Source organism: Bacillus sp. ISL-46, from assembly GCF_018613205.1.
In genome coordinates this window covers 8982-24308 of the sequence record NZ_JAGGQR010000090.1, presented here as the reverse complement: position 1 = coordinate 24308, position 15327 = coordinate 8982, and the positions used below count along the sequence as shown (strand labels likewise).

Sequence of the window (15327 nt, the reverse complement as noted above, 5' to 3'; positions counted from 1 at the left end):
TTTTACTTCAGGATTGAAGAGAAATCGGCTGTCCTCTCATTATTCACTTCCGAAGCATATTACCTGATTTGAATCAAAAAAATGGTGAGCTGTCATGGACTGTTTTTGATGTAATTTGGGAATGAAGAATATTACATAATGTTGTAACCCCTTGTTGTAATAATTGCTCGTTCATATAAGAGTAACTCACTCGCAAGTGATGATTTTCTTGCTCAACCGGATAACACGCTGATCCGGGCAAGAAGGATAGTTGCTGTTTTTTTGCCTCAATTAGAACATGATTACTATCTAGCCAATAAGGTAGACTGATCCATAGATTTAATCCCCCCTCTGGAATTACCCATGATACGCTATCAGGCATATGTTGTGAAAGTAATTCAAGAACCAAATCACGTCGAATCCTTAAAGCTGTTCTCAATTTTTTATAGTGCTCCATCATTTGTTTAGAGTTGATAAACGGTAAAATGGATTTTTGTGTAAGTAAAGGACTGCCCAGGTCAGTATTTGCCTTGGCGGCCAATAACCGATTGAATAAGGAGCCAGAAGCAGATAATATTCCAATTCTACAACCCGGCGCAAGTGTTTTGCTTAAGCCTTTCAAGTAAATCACATGACCCTTATGGTCTATACTTTTAATAGGAGCCGGTGGCTTTTTACCAAAGTAAATCTCACTCCATGGGTCATCCTCAATAATAAGGCTCTGGATACTATGTGCAATGTCAAGAATTTGTCTGCGGCGTTTTAAAGTCATAACCACACCTGTTGGATTATGAAAAGTAGGAATCGTATAAATAATTTTGGGTTTATGTTTGTCACATAAATTTTGGAGGATATCTACTCGCATTCCGTCCTTATCAACAGGCACTGTGAGTATCGTAGCGCCTCTTCCTCGAAAAACATCAATCGCTCCTGGATAGGTAGGTGCCTCCATTACTACTACATCTCCCGGCCCCACAAATGTACGGGCAACAAGATCAATCCCTTGTTGTGAACCACTCGTAACTAAAATGTTCTCAGGTGTAGAAGGAACACCTGAACTTTTCAAATACTCAACCATTTCCTTTCTAAGAAGTGTGTCTCCTTGAATCTCACCGTATTGAGACAATATTCTGGGGTTTTCCGAAAGCATTTGGTGAATCTCACGTTCTAAATATCGATTAGGAAGAAGTCCAGGATCAACCATAGAGGAGGAAAGGTTAATCTTTTCAGGCACAAGATGGAATCGGCCAAATTGAGACCTAGGTAAATAATCTTGAACAGATAGCTGCCAATCATACGAAAAATTCTCATCTTTTCTTTCCTCTTCCGCTTTTCTTTTCACTTTTACAAACGTTCCTTTTCCTTGGACAGAAGTGATAAACCCATCTTGCTCCAATTGCTGGTAGGCCTTCACAGCTGTAACCAAACTAACTCCAATCTGTTTCGATAAGATGCGCACAGAAGGTAATTGTAACCCTTCATGCAAAAGTCCTGAACGGATGCGATCCACAATTGATTGATATATTTGCTTTGATAGTGAAACATCAGCATTTCGTTGAATTTCGATTTGCATCATTAATATCCCCTTAGTGTTATACATCTGTATTGAGTGTTATATAGTGCTCAATATAAAATACCCATAAATAATTATTTTCCATTATAACACTAGGAGGGAATTTTACATGAAATATTATGTTATCGATGCCTTTGCAGAAAAAGTTTTTGAAGGAAATCCAGCCGGAGTATGTATTATGAAGGATTGGATTCCAGACGAGATCATGCAGAAAATAGCGATTGAAAATAATTTATCGGAAACGGCATTTGCGGTAAAGGAAGAGAAAAAATATCGGCTACGCTGGTTTACTCCAGGCGGGGAGATCAACCTTTGCGGTCACGCTACGTTAGCTACCGCATATGTCATTTTGAACTATATAGAAAAGCAAGTAGATACCGTCCAATTCGATACGATGAGTGGAGTACTCAAAGTAAACAAAAAAGGTGAATTGTATGAAATGGATTTCCCATCTGTTCCATCAGAAGAATTGCCTATCACGGCACAGATGATTGATGCTTTGGGAGTTAGGCCCGTAGAAACCTATTTAAATAGAGACTTAGTATTTGTATTAGAATCAGAAGAAGCAGTGAAAAATGCAAATCCTGACTTTTTAAAATTAGAAAAAATACCAGAAGGTCTTGGTGTCTGTATTACCGCAAAAGGGAGCGAATATGATTTTGTTTCCAGAGGATTTTTTCCAAAGTTAAAAATCAATGAGGATCCCGTGACTGGTTCTTTGCATTGCAGTTTGATTCCATTCTGGTCCCAGAGATTAGAAAAACGTGAACTGGTGGCAAAACAGATATCCAGTAGAGGCGGCACGTTATATTGTAAACATGAAGGTAAACGAGTGAAGATGGCAGGAAAAGCAGTACTCTATTCGATCGCTGATTTACATATCGGATATTGAAAATGAAAAAATTGAAATATAGCGAAATGAATGAAGGAAAATGGATCAATTAAAAGCGGTATTTTTCGCCGCTTTTCCACACACCATTCCAGTGTTGACAAGTGGGATCTATTAATTTATTCTGAATATTCACGACAACCGGAGGGTGAAGACTTGAGACGTATTCATTATAGTTGGTTTATTTTATTGATAACATTCTTTTCTATTATTGTAGCAGGAATTGTTCGCTCCTCATCAGGAGTGTTAATTGTCCCATTTGAAAATGCGTTCGGATGGGATCGTTCATTAATCTCCATTGCCTTTGCGATTAACCTTCTATTATACGGGATTTCTGGTCCTTTTATGGCTGCGCTGATAGAGGAAATTGGATTAAAGAAAATGATGATTTTGGCTATGACAACGCTAATGGTCGGTGTTTTGCTCACCCTTTTTATGCTGAAACCATGGCAATTACTTTTAATTTGGGGATGGATTATCGGCTTAGGATCTGGGTTATTCTTAACGATATTAAGCCCATATGTTGCGAATCATTGGTTTGAAAAAAGAAGAGGACTTGCAGTTGGCATTTTGACCGCAAGTACAGCGACTGGACAATTAATCCTACTTCCGTTGTTAGCTATTATTATAGAAACGTATTCGTGGAAATGGGCGATTGGTTTTATTCTTATCCTTAGCTTTATTATGTTGTTAATCATCCTATTATTTATGAAAAATTCACCAAAAGAAGTAGGACTCCTTCCATATGGACTTGAAGAAGAATCACCTGTGAAGCAAGTAGTCCAAAAGAATAACCCCATTATTATCGCTTTTCGCACTTTATTTGAAGCGGTAAAAGTGAAGGAATTTTGGTTACTAGCAGGCAGCTTTTTTATATGCGGACTTTCGACTACTGGATTAATCGGTACTCATTTCATCTCTTATTGTATAGGCTTTGGATTTACTGCTGTTACAGCGGCCTCTATGCTTTCTTTTATGGGGATTTTCGATTTAATTGGAACCACTCTTTCTGGTTGGTTATCAGACCGTTTCGATAACCGTTGGTTGCTGTTTTGGTATTATAGTCTAAGAGGGGCTTCACTTGTATTTCTTCCTTTTGCACTAAATGAAGGTTCTATTACTCTACTTATTATTTTTTCTGTCTTTTATGGACTAGATTGGATTGCGACTGTACCTCCAACTATTAACATTTCAAGGCAAATCTTTGGAATTGAAAAAAGTGTAGTGGTATATGGCTGGATCTTTGCAGCCCACCAATTAGGTTCAGCTGTTGCCGCAGGTGGGGCCGGGATAATATATAAAATCTTCACCTCTTATACATCGGCATTTGTACTTGCAGGAATGTTTTGTTTATTAGCAAGTCTATTTGTAATAGTGATAAAAAAACAAAAAATAAAAGTTGAAGTGAGTCAATCTTATAAAGCCTAGATTGTTCATTTATTTTTTCAAAAATAAGAGGCTGTCATCGCAGCCTTTTTTACAAAATTATTTTGGTATGTCATTCACTTCGTTTGCCACTCGTATTCCTGATTCAATTGCACCTTGTATCCAACCGTGGGTAAGTGAGGTATGTTCTCCAGCAAAGTGCACTCTTCCCTCAGGTGTAGAAATATAAGGGTATAGCTCCAAATCCTGTCCAGGTTCAAATGACGTAAAAGCTCCACATGAATAAGGATTCTTACTCCAACTAAAAGAAGCCCCTGTAACGAATTCTGAATATACCTGATACCCAAACATCTCTGCTAAGTTCATTAGAGCATATTGGATCAACTCTCTTTCAGATAGGCTCTCCAATGTTAAGGCCTCATCTGCCCATGTATAGCTCGCGATAACTACCGCAGGTCCGGTTGTACCAATACCATAACTTGGGTAATATGAAAATCGAATGGGCAGATCCGTTATCGATTTACCACCCAATTGACCTAGTTTTTCCCAAAACCTACTTTTAAACTCGATAGCGATCTTTGATGAGGCCATATAATTGAGTTCGCGAATCGCAGTCCTTTTATAATAGGAAAAAGACTCATATGGTTCGACTTTCACAAATCGTAAGGTTGAAAAAGGTATGGTTATAATCGCAAGATCACCGGTTATACTGAAACTCTCATCGGTTTTTTGGTGCTTACAATGAATCTTTACACTGTTTTGAAATTGAGATAATTTCATCATCTTTTGGTTGAACAGAATATTCTCGTTTAATTGCGGCAGAAATGCTTTTGGCAATCGGTCCATGCCACCCGTTATTTCATAAAATTTCTTTGTTTCTGTTAAGATGATGAGTTCACGTATTACTTCAACAAAGGTCATCCCCATATATGCTTCCAAATCAATAAGCACACCAATCATATCAATAGTACCGATTGAAAAATAATAGTTTAAGAAAGAACCAAAGGCTAGATTTCTATATTGTTTTTCTATTAGAGGCCAATTCTTTTTAGGATCTTCGTTAATAAAATTGATAATTGGATGTACGACTGATAGCAAAAGTTCTTCCGACGATTTCCCGCTTTCATTTGGAGTAACTGGGTATTTTAAAATACTTGGATTTTTTTCATATACATTCAGACGTGTTTTGATGCCATTTGCGTAAATGTGGTCATTAGGGGTCCGGTTAATAAATAGATTTGTAGGCAATTTGAATTTATTAATATATTCAAAGGTTAAATGATGTTTTTCTGGAATTCGCATGGGTCCGACATTGAAATATAAGTTATTGCTAAAGGGGGCCCTTATGGTGTAAACACGTCCTCCAACTCGATCATTGGCTTCCAGAATGGTGACTTTATGTCCCGCTTCCTTTAATAAAGAGGCAGCGACGAGTCCAGCCATGCCTGCACCGATTATAAGAATATGTCTAGGAACTTGTGATGTTTTTAGACCATCCCTAATAATTTTGAGCATTTGATGATCAGTTAGTTGAAAATTCATGTAATGTGGCATCCTCCCTTACTTTTCCAAAAAATGGCTTATTGCATTATATACAAATAAAAGGATGCATATGTGCTATTTTCCAGTTTGGTGATTACTCTTTCTGTCGAGAACACCTGTGGCTTCGGCATAAGAAAAATCAATCATTATTGTTTTCTTATACTAAAAGTATGTGCTATAACAAATTTAGATTAGAAAGATGTTCTTATTAAAAGGGGGGGAAATGGTATGTAGATAATAGTTAAACAGGAAAAAAGTTGTATATAGTCTTATAAAGCAAACTAGGTTAACCTAATAGTGGTAAAAATGCTATCATGATATATAAATGGAAATTACTATTAAAGGAGAACTAGATGAAAACCAATGTTCTGTTTGATACAAATAATATAGATCGTAAGGCATTACCGTATTATTATGACTATGGAAAAATTGTATCTTCTCTTCAAGAGAAGCTTATCGATGAAGTGGGAATCGATTTTCACATGTACTCCGATGAAGATACCTCAAATGAGATTTGGGACATTCTTGAGGAAGACCTGAAAGAGGAGTCTCCGGAAGTACAATTGATTTGTCATATTTATAAAGAAGGCGAGACCAAAACTATCTCATCCAACCATACCGATAAAGCGATGGAGCTGATTGTTAAACCACGAATCACCAACGGTCTTTTTTACTATTCGAATTATCAGGTTGCGCTGGCCAGATTGGTTATTTTTCAAAGTGACGGAGAAATGACCCGGGATTTTATTTTTGCCAAAAATGATGCTTGCTTAGTTACCTTTTTGAAATATGTTCTTAAAAGAAAAAGAGATTATATTAAAAACTATGTGACTGTTTTTACGGATACAGAAGATGGGGTAGAAACAGAGATTGATAGTATTACTACTTTGGTAAGAAGAGAAGATGTATTTTTAGAGGATTCTTTAAAGAGAGAAATTTATCGATCGATTGACGAATTCTTTTCGGAAAGTGGTCAGTTTTTCAAAACGTATGATATTCCCTACAAACGCGGGATTCTTCTCTACGGAAAACCTGGTAATGGAAAGACCACTCTTGTGAAATCAATCGCCAGCAGCATTAATGCTCCGGTAGCTTATTGGCAGATCACTGAATTTACATCAAGCTATACGATCAAAGAGGTCTTTACGTCTGTATTAAAATTGACACCATTGGTTTTAGTCATTGAAGATATTGATTCCATGCCATCAAGTGTCCGGTCCGTCTTCCTGAACATTTTAGATGGTGCCACCTCGAAGGAAGGAATCTTCATCATCGGGACAACGAATTACCCTGAAAAAATTGATCCTGCCCTTATGAACCGCTCTGGCCGGTTTGACCGAGCATATGAGATCCATGTACCGACGAAGGAGCTTCGCTATCAGTATCTAGTGAACAAGAATATTGCTCGAATTCTTTCAGAGGAAGAGATTCAGCAAGTTATTGATTCAACCAAGGATTTCTCTTATGCGCAGCTCAATGAATTGTATACATCGATTGCCCTTGAATGGCATTACGAACAGCAGGTTGATGTGAAGAGACTTTGTGCGGACTTAAAATCACTGCAGCAAAAACAGCAAAAACAAGAATGGGAACAAGCTCTTACCTCTGCATCGATCGGATTTTCAGGGTTTGGAGATGATTAATTTTGATGCATCGACTCTAGTAAACCCAAAAGAAAGAGAAGATTGCTCATGAGAGTAATAGGGATTGATTTGTCCGGTCCAAGTAATCATAAAGATACTGTTTTGACGGTATTTGAATTACAAAATGGTCAATTAAATTTTATTAAGTTAATGAGCAATATTGGGGATCTGGACATTTTAAAAGAAATAGAGACTCAAAGTCAAATAGATGAAGTCGTTATTGGAATGGATGCCCCTTTATCTTATCAGGATGGCGGAGGAGATAGACAAGGGGATAAACAATTGAGACAGTTTATTGTTTCTCTTGGGATGAAGCCTGGATCAATCATGCCGCCAACTTTAAACCGAATGGTGTATCTTACGCTAAGAGGAATAAAGCTTAGTAGAGAAATAGGGAATCTAACTCCTAATTATCCGATTACGATCGTGGAGGTGCATCCAGGTGCAGTGATTGGTTCAAGACTCTCTCAAGAGAAATTGGAGTATGTTTTGAGTTACAAACAAAGTCTATTAGCGAGAAGTTGGATTCGGAACTGGCTTGGTGAGCAAAAATTAACTATGCTCCCTGTTTTTATTGATGAGGAAAGTCATTTAATTGATGCCTGTGCAGCAGCATTAGGGGCCTGGCATTGGAAGGATCCATCCTTGCAGCCAAAGTGGTCAATTCCTGCGAATCCTCCACTTCATCCGTATGATTATTGTTGTTAATGGTTATTCTGCCACAGTACTGGATACTGTGGTTTTTTTTTGCACGGAGACAATATCGACACAGTGAGGTCAAAAGAGATGATAATGCTCGATGAGAGAGAGAAACCGGTTCAGCGGTAACAAGGGAAGCCTAGGATGCTTGTTGTGAGTGAAAAACTAATTCAGGAGTAATTATAGAAAGTGTATGATGCCCATTGAGTCGGAAAAATCAGATCAGCGGTAAGCATAGGAAGTGAATGATGCCCGTTGAATGGTGAAAATTGATTCAGCGGTAACTAGTGGAAGCGACTAATGCTCGAGGATGTTAAAAAATCAATTCAGATGCATTCAAAGGAGTCGTCTTAAGCTTTTGGGAGGGTGGATACAGAAGACAAAAAAGTCCCCGGGATTTTCTAATAAATCACTGACCGAATCTTTACTTACATACCTGAATATCATATAGGCAGGAGACGAAGGGAGATAAAAATAATTTCCCTGAGTTAGTACGAAGATAAAGGGGAGGGAAAAGGATGCAGCTTTTTTACACAGTTCGTCCCGGTGATAACCTGTATCAGATTGCGAAGCGATGGGAGCTTCCGCTTGATACACTTATTGCCGCAAATAATATTGGTCCTCCATATACGATTTATGTCGGTCAACAACTATCTGTCCCACCTGGTGTTGATGTTATTCGTGTAAAACTAGGAGATAGTGTTTATAAAATTGCTCAATTATTTGGTGTTCCACCAGCTATAATTATCGAAGCTAATCGGCTGCAGCCTCTATATCAAGTTCAAGTCGACCAACTGTTAAGAGTTCCTCCCGGCAACCCCTTCTATGTCGTACAACCCGGGGACACACTGTTTCAACTGGCCAGTAGATTTAACGTCATTACGGATGGACAAAACAATCATGAGTTAATCAGGCAGATTAACCAGCTTCCAACCAATAATTTAACTCCAGGAATGAAGTTGATTATTCCTTATGCACCTCCGGGGGACCGCGGAATGATTGCGTATACATCTAACCGTGGAGGTGGCCAAGATATTTGGTTATATAATCCCGCCAATGGTGTTAATGCACAGCTTACCACTGGCTTAGGAGAATCTACCTCGATCCCTTTTTGGTCTCCAGATAGTAGTCGAATCGCGTTCATTGGGTGTAATGGAATCCTTTACGTCGTCCAGGTAGCGGATGGTTCAATCGCTCGTATTGATCAGTTTGCGGAAGGGGAAAGTAGTTATTTAAATTGGTCACTTGATAGTCAAAAACTAGCATACACGAAACAGAATGAAATAATCATGTATCATGTCCTCACACATCAAGTCCAACGAATAAACCAGCCAGGGACAACGGATGTCCAATGGTTTCCGAGTGGGACGGAGTTGCTATATCAAGCACCCAATGGAGCAGGAATCAGTCAGCTTTTTCGGATTCAAACCGATGGAACCGGAAGGCGTCAAATCACTCAGAACACCGGTGGCCGATTGAATGATGTTCGTCTTTCCCCAAATGGGACATATGTATTATATACTTCTCCCGGAGCAAGCATTTCCATTATTTATACCCTGGAACTTTCAACTGGAAGAGTAAATGAAGTGAGGGGAGGACCGCTTGCGAAAAACTATTTTCCGGTATGGTCGCCCGATTCATCATCCATCGCCTACAGTGCTACAGCTTTTGAAAACGTCGGCTATTTTTCTCAGATTCGATTAACAGGAAGGGGAGGAGAGAACGATCGAACAAGAGCGTTTTCGAATTGCTTTGCCACTCCCATAACATGGTCCCCAGATGGCAGGAAATTGGCTTATCTTTCAGGTTGTAAAAACCAAGGAGCTGCGAACGAAATGTGGTTAATCGACGTTTTGCATCCTGTTCCCATCAGGTTAATTGAAGGGGTATTAATTAGATCTTTACAATGGTCCCCGAGACCCATTTCTCCGCTGAGAAGGACCTATAAGAATCAAGTCTAAAATAGACAAGTTCAACCATTCCTTTATTTGAGTAGAAAACAATTGTCCTATTTCTTACATGAATGATAAAAAAACTGGGAGGGATCTTCCAGTTTTAATTGATTTATTCTTTAGATTAAATCTCGGCAATATTTTAATAGGAAGGACAAATCACTCTATTAAGCCATATAAAAATATTTACTGAATTAATAGAATATTTTATTTATTTACCTCTTGTCAATTCTCTGAAAATTGCATATAATTACTTTACCACTACTAATAACTTGTTTTCCTCGCAGAAGTGTTTGCTACTAGATATAATAAAAAACGAGTGCCCCACGTGTTTCGGGACACTCTTCTAATGTAAAAGAAATTCCTCATTGATTAGACTTTCTCTATAATTAGTTGGATCGTTCTTCTAACCAGTCGGAAATGGTTGGATAAGTTATTTTTGTTGCTTGACTGCCATAAGTAATGGAGGTATGCCCAACAGGTAAAACTTTAAATTGTTTATCTTCACTAGAAATCTTGTTCATCAATGCTTCAACTTGATGCGGTGGGGCAATGAGGTCGTTTTTCCCAGCTAAGTTGAGCACATTTGCCTTGATATTTTCAAGTTTGACCTTTTGACCACGAATAACCATTTCACCTTTTATCAGTTTGTTTTTTTGATAAAAGTCTCTAATCCACTGACGGTAGGCTTCACCAGGGAATAAAATTCCGTCGTTTAACCATTTTCGCAGTAGTTTAAAGCTCTTTATGAAATTTTCATTGTCAGCACGCTCAACAAGACTAATAAATGGTCCAAAGTTGGTTCCTATTGGATTGATCATTTTGTTTCCAAAGTCAATCATTTCTGGTGGAATCACACCAAGGGTTTCTACCACTTTATCAATATTAAAATATCGCTCATCTAACATCGCACCATATGCGCCACTATTTTCAAAATCAAAAGGACTAGTCATAAAGATGAGGTTGCGGATTGGCAATTCAGGGTGTAATGCCGCAAATGCAGACGTGATCGTTCCACCCATGCAATAACCAAGGATCGATACTTCCTCAACATTAGACCTTCTCATTACTTTACGAACGGCACGTGGTATATAGTCCATAATATAATCATCCAGTTTCATATGTCTATCTTCGTAACCTGGTGTACCCCAGTCAAGAAGGTAAACATCAAACCCACGTTCAACCAAAAATTCTATTAAACTACCACCTTTGGTTAGATCCAATATATAGGGTTTATTAATTAGAGCATAAACAAGTAGAAGTGGAATTTTATGCTTTTTTGGGTGATCAGATATATACCGATAGAGCTTCGTTTTATTTCTTGTCCAAACTACTTCCTTCGGTGTAGGTGCTACTTCGGGTTCGGCATCGGTCGTTAACACTTGAGATGCCCTCATTACACGTTGGTACATCTCTTGATACTTTTGAGGTGTAGCCTCTAGCATCTCATTCCATTCTTTTAGCATTTGAGCGTTAATGATTGTTCACTCCTTACATGATTTATTTACTCTTTTAATATATAAAGAAGTTTGTACATTCATGACACTTACATGTAAAGTCCACCGTTAATATTTAATTGCTGACCAGTAATATAGTCACCATCTTTACATAGGAAAACAACACCACGAGCGATTTCTTCTGGTTTGCCTAGGCGTTTTTGTGGTACTTTTTCAACGATTCCTGCAAGAACTTTTTCAGGAATGGCTTGGACCATCTCGGTTCCAATAAATCCTGGGCAAATCGCATTAACTGTTACTTTACTTCTAGCAAGTTCAAGAGCGAGAGATTTAGTGTATCCAATTAGTCCTGCTTTTGCGGCAGCATAGTTTGTTTGTCCAAACCCGCCAGCTTGCCCAATAATGGACGAAATGTTGATGATGCGGCCTGCATCAGATTCAAGAAGATAAGGTAATGCTGCAGATGTATTATTGTAAACACTGTTTAAATTAACATCGATTACCTTTCTCCAATCTTCTTCGGTCAATTTTTTGAACGTGCTGTCTCTTGTAATTCCTGCATTATTAATTAAGATATCTAATTTGCCATAATGGTTGATGGTTTCTTGTACAAGGTATGCTGCTTCATTACTTTCTGAAACATCTGCTTGTACTGCGTATGCCTCTCCACCAAATTCATTGATTTCTGCGACTACTTTATCTGCTAGTTCTTTGCGAATATTATAGTTAATGACAACTTTCGCGCCATTTTTAGCTAGTTCCAATGCAATCGATGCACCGATTCCTCTGCTTCCGCCTGTTACGATTGCTACTTTATCTTTTAATTCTGTCATTGTTGTCCACCCCATCTATTATAGTTGTAAAAATAATCTTGATAGTTTACTAAATTACTTGGTTTTACATGCATTATGTAATGCGTTTCTATTTCGTTTTTTCTGGTGTTTTTAATAAATTAAGGATTTGATTCATTTTATTATCCAAACTCTTCATATCCTTTTTTAAATTCGACAATTCTGTATTAAATGACTCCTGATCTCCAGAGTTGTCAAATTTCTCTTCCAATCTTTCTTCTAAATCATCAACTTTTGCATCGACATTAACAATCAGCGAAGAAATGCTAGCAATGTCATTTCGAGTTGGAACATTCATAAATTCTAAATACTTTACCGTTGATTCATCAATCATTTTTTTTAATTGAAGATTCATCTCCAAAACCTGACCCATTCCTTGAGACGGGAAATCATTGCTTACTTTCTCATCGAATAACTTACTGGAATGTGAATAAAGATCCTTCCACATCTCATAAAAATTAAAATCTGTGCTCATTTTTTTTCCTCCTTTGTTTTGTTGACCTATCCATCATACTAACTTCATCGAAATTTTAAAAGGTGAAAGATTAAAAATTATTAAAATACATTTCATCATTTTTTGACAAATTTCTCACTTTCTTGCGAATTGTAAAGTATTTTAACAAGAGTGATAATTAGCTATAATCCATCATAATATGGGTAAAAATGGATTTAATTTTGTCCAAAGCCTAGTTTCATCGCCATTTTTTTGTTTTGGATTTCTTTTCTCATTTGCCTAGGGATGCTGATGTTTTGCAGAGGTCTATTCTGAAAAGAAAAAAACGAGGTGATATATTATGGAGTTTAGTAAAAAGGTTGTGTTAATTACAGGTGGTGCACAGGGGATTGGAAAAGAAACGGCTAAACAATTTCTCCAAGAGGGTGCAAATGTCGTCATCTGTGATTATGATGAGTCGGCTGGTAAATCTGCATTAGAAGAATTGAATCATGAAAAAGTAGAATTTTATAAAGTCGATGTAACGGACAGCACCCAGATAGAAGAAATGGTTCAATCCACAATAGGTAAGCATGGCCGAATCGATATCTTAATTAACAATGCCGGAATTACACTTGATGGTTTTTTAACAAAGATGGAGGAATCGGATTGGGAAAGAGTCATTTCTGTCAATCTATCAGGTGTTTTTAAATGCACGAAGGCTGTAGCTCCTAGTATGTTAAAGCAGGGGTCGGGCGTTATTCTAAACGCATCTTCCGTCGTTGGTTTATATGGGAATATTGGTCAAACGAATTATGCTGCGACAAAGGCGGGCGTCATTGGGCTGACGAAAAGCTGGGCAAAAGAATTTGGACCTAAGGGGATCCGAGTCAATGCAGTTGCTCCAGGTTTCATTGAAACAGGTATGACTGCAGCGGTGCCAGATAAGGTGCTTCAATTTATGAAGGAAAAGACTCCGCTTAGGAAGCTTGGCAAACCAGAAGATATTGCCGCAGCGTATGTATTCTTGGCTTCGGATAAGGCGAATTATATTAACGGAACCATCTTAAGTGTGGATGGCGGATTAGTTATTTAGATAATATAGCTGCAAATTGAGGGAGAAAATCATTATTTTCTCCCTTTTTGGTTTATTATGGTAACCGCTATTACTAAATTACTATATTACAATATATGGAGGTTCGGTCATCTCGTTATCATTTTGTCATCTATTCAAATTCAAAAATAGTATAATCTCAAAAACTTTTCTACAAAACTTGTCAATTTATACTAAAGTTCAACAGGATTTTTTTGCCTGTTTTATTTAAAAAATCCAATCTATATATTTACTCCGTATTCACTGTCATTAGTGGATTTTCTCGACCTTTTTTTAAAGCGAATATCTGTCGATAATGTTGGGTTAGATCATTAAATTTTTTATAACAATAAATAAAAAACTCAGAATTTGTCGAATAATCGGTAAGAAAAATACCGCGAAATGTAGTAAAATTTGTGAGGAATTATTATTCGAATACATAAATCACTTTTTGGGGGAAATCAGAATGACTGTAAATGAAGTTGTAATTGTAAGTGCGGTAAGGACAGCAATTGGTAGTTTTTTAGGGAGTTTAGAAAATGTTTCAGCTGTACAGTTAGGATCTACTGTAATTAAAGCAGCTATTCAAAAAGCTGGAATTAATCCTAATGATGTAGATGAAGTGATTATGGGGAATGTTTTACAAGCAGGAGCTGGACAAAATCCGGCAAGACAAGCTTCCCTTGCTGCAGGTATTCCTCAAGAGGCACCAGCATTGACAATTAATAAGGTCTGTGGATCAGGATTAAAAGCTGTTCACTTAGCAACACAAGCGATTCTTGCTGGAGAGGCAGAAGTGGTTGTTGCAGGCGGTATGGAGAATATGAGTCAAGCTCCATATCTGTTAAAAGGCGGACGAAATGGATTTAAAATGGGCGATCAGAAAATTTTAGACAGTATGATTAAAGACGGATTATGGTGTTCAGAAAATGACTATCATATGGGAATTACAGCTGAAAATCTTGCTGAGAAATATGAAATCACACGTGCTGAACAAGATGAATTTGCAGCATGGAGTCAGCAAAAGGCTCAAGCAGCAATTGAATCCAATCGATTTGCTGATGAAATTGTCCCAGTTGAGGTACCTGGCCGTAAAGGACAAGTGACATTATTCAGCCAAGATGAGTTCCCACGGTTTGGAACAACTGCAGAAGGATTGGGTAAGCTTCGTCCTGCATTCAAAAAGGATGGATCCGTTACTGCTGCTAACTCTTCAGGAATTAACGATGGTGCGGCAGCATTTGTAGTGATGAGCCGTAAAAAGGCAGAAGAATTAGGCGTCACTCCTCTAGTAACAATTAAAGCAAATGCTACTGCGGGTGTGGATCCGAGTATAATGGGAATCGGTCCTGTCCCTGCAGTAAAAAAAGCTCTAAAAACAGCGTCTTTATCTTTAGAAGAGATTGAATTAATTGAAGCAAACGAAGCATTTGCGGCACAATCGATTGCAGTAGATCGCGAGCTTCAATTTAATAAAGAAAAGTTAAATGTTAATGGTGGTGCGATTGCACTTGGTCACCCAATCGGTGCAAGTGGAGCAAGAATTTTGGTGACTTTAATTCATGAAATGAAGAAAAGAGAAAACCGCTATGGTTTAGCTACGTTATGTGTCGGTGGAGGACAAGGTGTAGCAACCATTATCGAAAATGTTAAGTAAGAATGAATAAAAAATTGTAAAAAATGTCTTGGAGATAACTCCGAGGCATTTTTTTTCGAGGTAATTTTTACCTTAAATAAAAATAAAATGCATGGTGATGATATAGAAGTAATTTAAAACAACGGCTGTGTTAAAGGTAAAGATGATATTGTAACCTTGTTGATTGGAGCGGA

At 37.7% G+C, this 15327-nt stretch carries 12 protein-coding genes; 7 read left to right on the top strand and 5 right to left on the bottom strand.

Annotated elements, in window-relative coordinates; all coding sequences use genetic code 11:
* Window positions 1-73: 73 nt before the first annotated feature.
* Complete coding sequence (pdxR, locus tag J7E67_RS28695; protein ID WP_214711963.1) at window positions 74-1552, bottom strand: MocR-like pyridoxine biosynthesis transcription factor PdxR; 1479 nt, start codon at window positions 1550-1552, stop codon at window positions 74-76.
* 109 nt (window positions 1553-1661) lie between these two features.
* Here pdxR and J7E67_RS28690 point away from each other — a divergent pair, with 109 nt between their 5' ends.
* Complete coding sequence (locus J7E67_RS28690) at window positions 1662-2444, top strand: PhzF family phenazine biosynthesis protein (protein ID WP_214711938.1); 783 nt, start codon at window positions 1662-1664, stop codon at window positions 2442-2444.
* Window positions 2445-2597: 153 nt separating this feature from the next.
* On the top strand, window positions 2598-3869 hold the full coding sequence (locus tag J7E67_RS28685) for an MFS transporter (RefSeq protein WP_214711940.1): 1272 nt from the start codon (window positions 2598-2600) through the stop codon (window positions 3867-3869).
* 57 nt (window positions 3870-3926) lie between these two features.
* Here the strand turns inward: J7E67_RS28685 and J7E67_RS28680 are convergent, their stop codons facing one another.
* Window positions 3927-5369 (bottom strand): flavin monoamine oxidase family protein, encoded by a 1443-nt coding sequence (locus J7E67_RS28680; protein ID WP_214711941.1) that lies wholly within the window; start codon window positions 5367-5369, stop codon window positions 3927-3929.
* Window positions 5370-5722: 353 nt separating this feature from the next.
* Between J7E67_RS28680 and J7E67_RS28675 the strand changes: the two genes are divergently transcribed.
* The 3 genes from J7E67_RS28675 (at window position 5723) to J7E67_RS28665 (ending at window position 9672) form a co-directional block, all read left to right on the top strand.
* The gene (locus J7E67_RS28675) at window positions 5723-7012 is read left to right on the top strand and encodes an AAA family ATPase (RefSeq protein ID WP_214711942.1); all 1290 of its coding nucleotides are present in this window, start codon (window positions 5723-5725) and stop codon (window positions 7010-7012) included.
* Between the two features lie 48 nt (window positions 7013-7060).
* Complete coding sequence (locus J7E67_RS28670) at window positions 7061-7720, top strand: DUF429 domain-containing protein (protein ID WP_214733322.1); 660 nt, start codon at window positions 7061-7063, stop codon at window positions 7718-7720.
* A 509-nt stretch (window positions 7721-8229) separates the two neighbouring features.
* Window positions 8230-9672, top strand: coding sequence for a LysM peptidoglycan-binding domain-containing protein (locus J7E67_RS28665; protein WP_214711943.1), 1443 nt, complete (start codon window positions 8230-8232; stop codon window positions 9670-9672).
* Window positions 9673-10052: 380 nt separating this feature from the next.
* Here J7E67_RS28665 and phaC read toward each other — a convergent pair whose 3' ends face one another.
* The 3 genes from phaC to J7E67_RS28650 all read right to left on the bottom strand — a co-directional run bounded on the left by phaC (window position 10053) and on the right by J7E67_RS28650 (window position 12446).
* On the bottom strand, window positions 10053-11129 hold the full coding sequence (phaC, locus tag J7E67_RS28660) for a class III poly(R)-hydroxyalkanoic acid synthase subunit PhaC (RefSeq protein WP_214711944.1): 1077 nt from the start codon (window positions 11127-11129) through the stop codon (window positions 10053-10055).
* 80 nt (window positions 11130-11209) lie between these two features.
* Window positions 11210-11953: a 3-oxoacyl-ACP reductase gene (locus J7E67_RS28655; protein ID WP_214711945.1), complete on the bottom strand. Its 744-nt coding sequence runs from the start codon at window positions 11951-11953 to the stop codon at window positions 11210-11212.
* An 88-nt stretch (window positions 11954-12041) separates the two neighbouring features.
* Complete coding sequence (locus J7E67_RS28650; RefSeq protein WP_214711947.1) at window positions 12042-12446, bottom strand: polyhydroxyalkanoic acid synthase subunit PhaR; 405 nt, start codon at window positions 12444-12446, stop codon at window positions 12042-12044.
* 319 nt (window positions 12447-12765) lie between these two features.
* On the opposite strand from J7E67_RS28650, the gene fabG reads away from it, so the two are divergent.
* Together fabG and J7E67_RS28640 are read left to right on the top strand one after the other, a co-directional pair.
* Complete coding sequence (gene fabG, locus J7E67_RS28645; RefSeq protein WP_088087811.1) at window positions 12766-13500, top strand: 3-oxoacyl-[acyl-carrier-protein] reductase; 735 nt, start codon at window positions 12766-12768, stop codon at window positions 13498-13500.
* Between the two features lie 463 nt (window positions 13501-13963).
* On the top strand, window positions 13964-15154 hold the full coding sequence (locus J7E67_RS28640) for an acetyl-CoA C-acetyltransferase (RefSeq protein WP_214711949.1): 1191 nt from the start codon (window positions 13964-13966) through the stop codon (window positions 15152-15154).
* The last annotated feature ends 173 nt before the right edge of the window (window positions 15155-15327 follow it).

What these genes read in the sequence shown, in the direction of transcription:
- J7E67_RS28650 (WP_214711947.1), bottom strand. Translation starts at nt 12,446, where the DNA reads ATGAGCACAGATTTTAATTTTTATGAGATGTGGAAGGATCTTTATTCA.
- pdxR (WP_214711963.1), bottom strand. Translation starts at nt 1,552, where the DNA reads ATGCAAATCGAAATTCAACGAAATGCTGATGTTTCACTATCAAAGCAA.
- J7E67_RS28665 (WP_214711943.1), top strand. Translation starts at nt 8,230, where the DNA reads ATGCAGCTTTTTTACACAGTTCGTCCCGGTGATAACCTGTATCAGATT.
- J7E67_RS28655 (WP_214711945.1), bottom strand. Translation starts at nt 11,953, where the DNA reads ATGACAGAATTAAAAGATAAAGTAGCAATCGTAACAGGCGGAAGCAGA.
- J7E67_RS28640 (WP_214711949.1), top strand. Translation starts at nt 13,964, where the DNA reads ATGACTGTAAATGAAGTTGTAATTGTAAGTGCGGTAAGGACAGCAATT.
- J7E67_RS28680 (WP_214711941.1), bottom strand. Translation starts at nt 5,369, where the DNA reads ATGAATTTTCAACTAACTGATCATCAAATGCTCAAAATTATTAGGGAT.
- J7E67_RS28670 (WP_214733322.1), top strand. Translation starts at nt 7,061, where the DNA reads ATGAGAGTAATAGGGATTGATTTGTCCGGTCCAAGTAATCATAAAGAT.
- fabG (WP_088087811.1), top strand. Translation starts at nt 12,766, where the DNA reads ATGGAGTTTAGTAAAAAGGTTGTGTTAATTACAGGTGGTGCACAGGGG.
- phaC (WP_214711944.1), bottom strand. Translation starts at nt 11,129, where the DNA reads ATGCTAAAAGAATGGAATGAGATGCTAGAGGCTACACCTCAAAAGTAT.
- J7E67_RS28675 (WP_214711942.1), top strand. Translation starts at nt 5,723, where the DNA reads ATGAAAACCAATGTTCTGTTTGATACAAATAATATAGATCGTAAGGCA.
- J7E67_RS28690 (WP_214711938.1), top strand. Translation starts at nt 1,662, where the DNA reads ATGAAATATTATGTTATCGATGCCTTTGCAGAAAAAGTTTTTGAAGGA.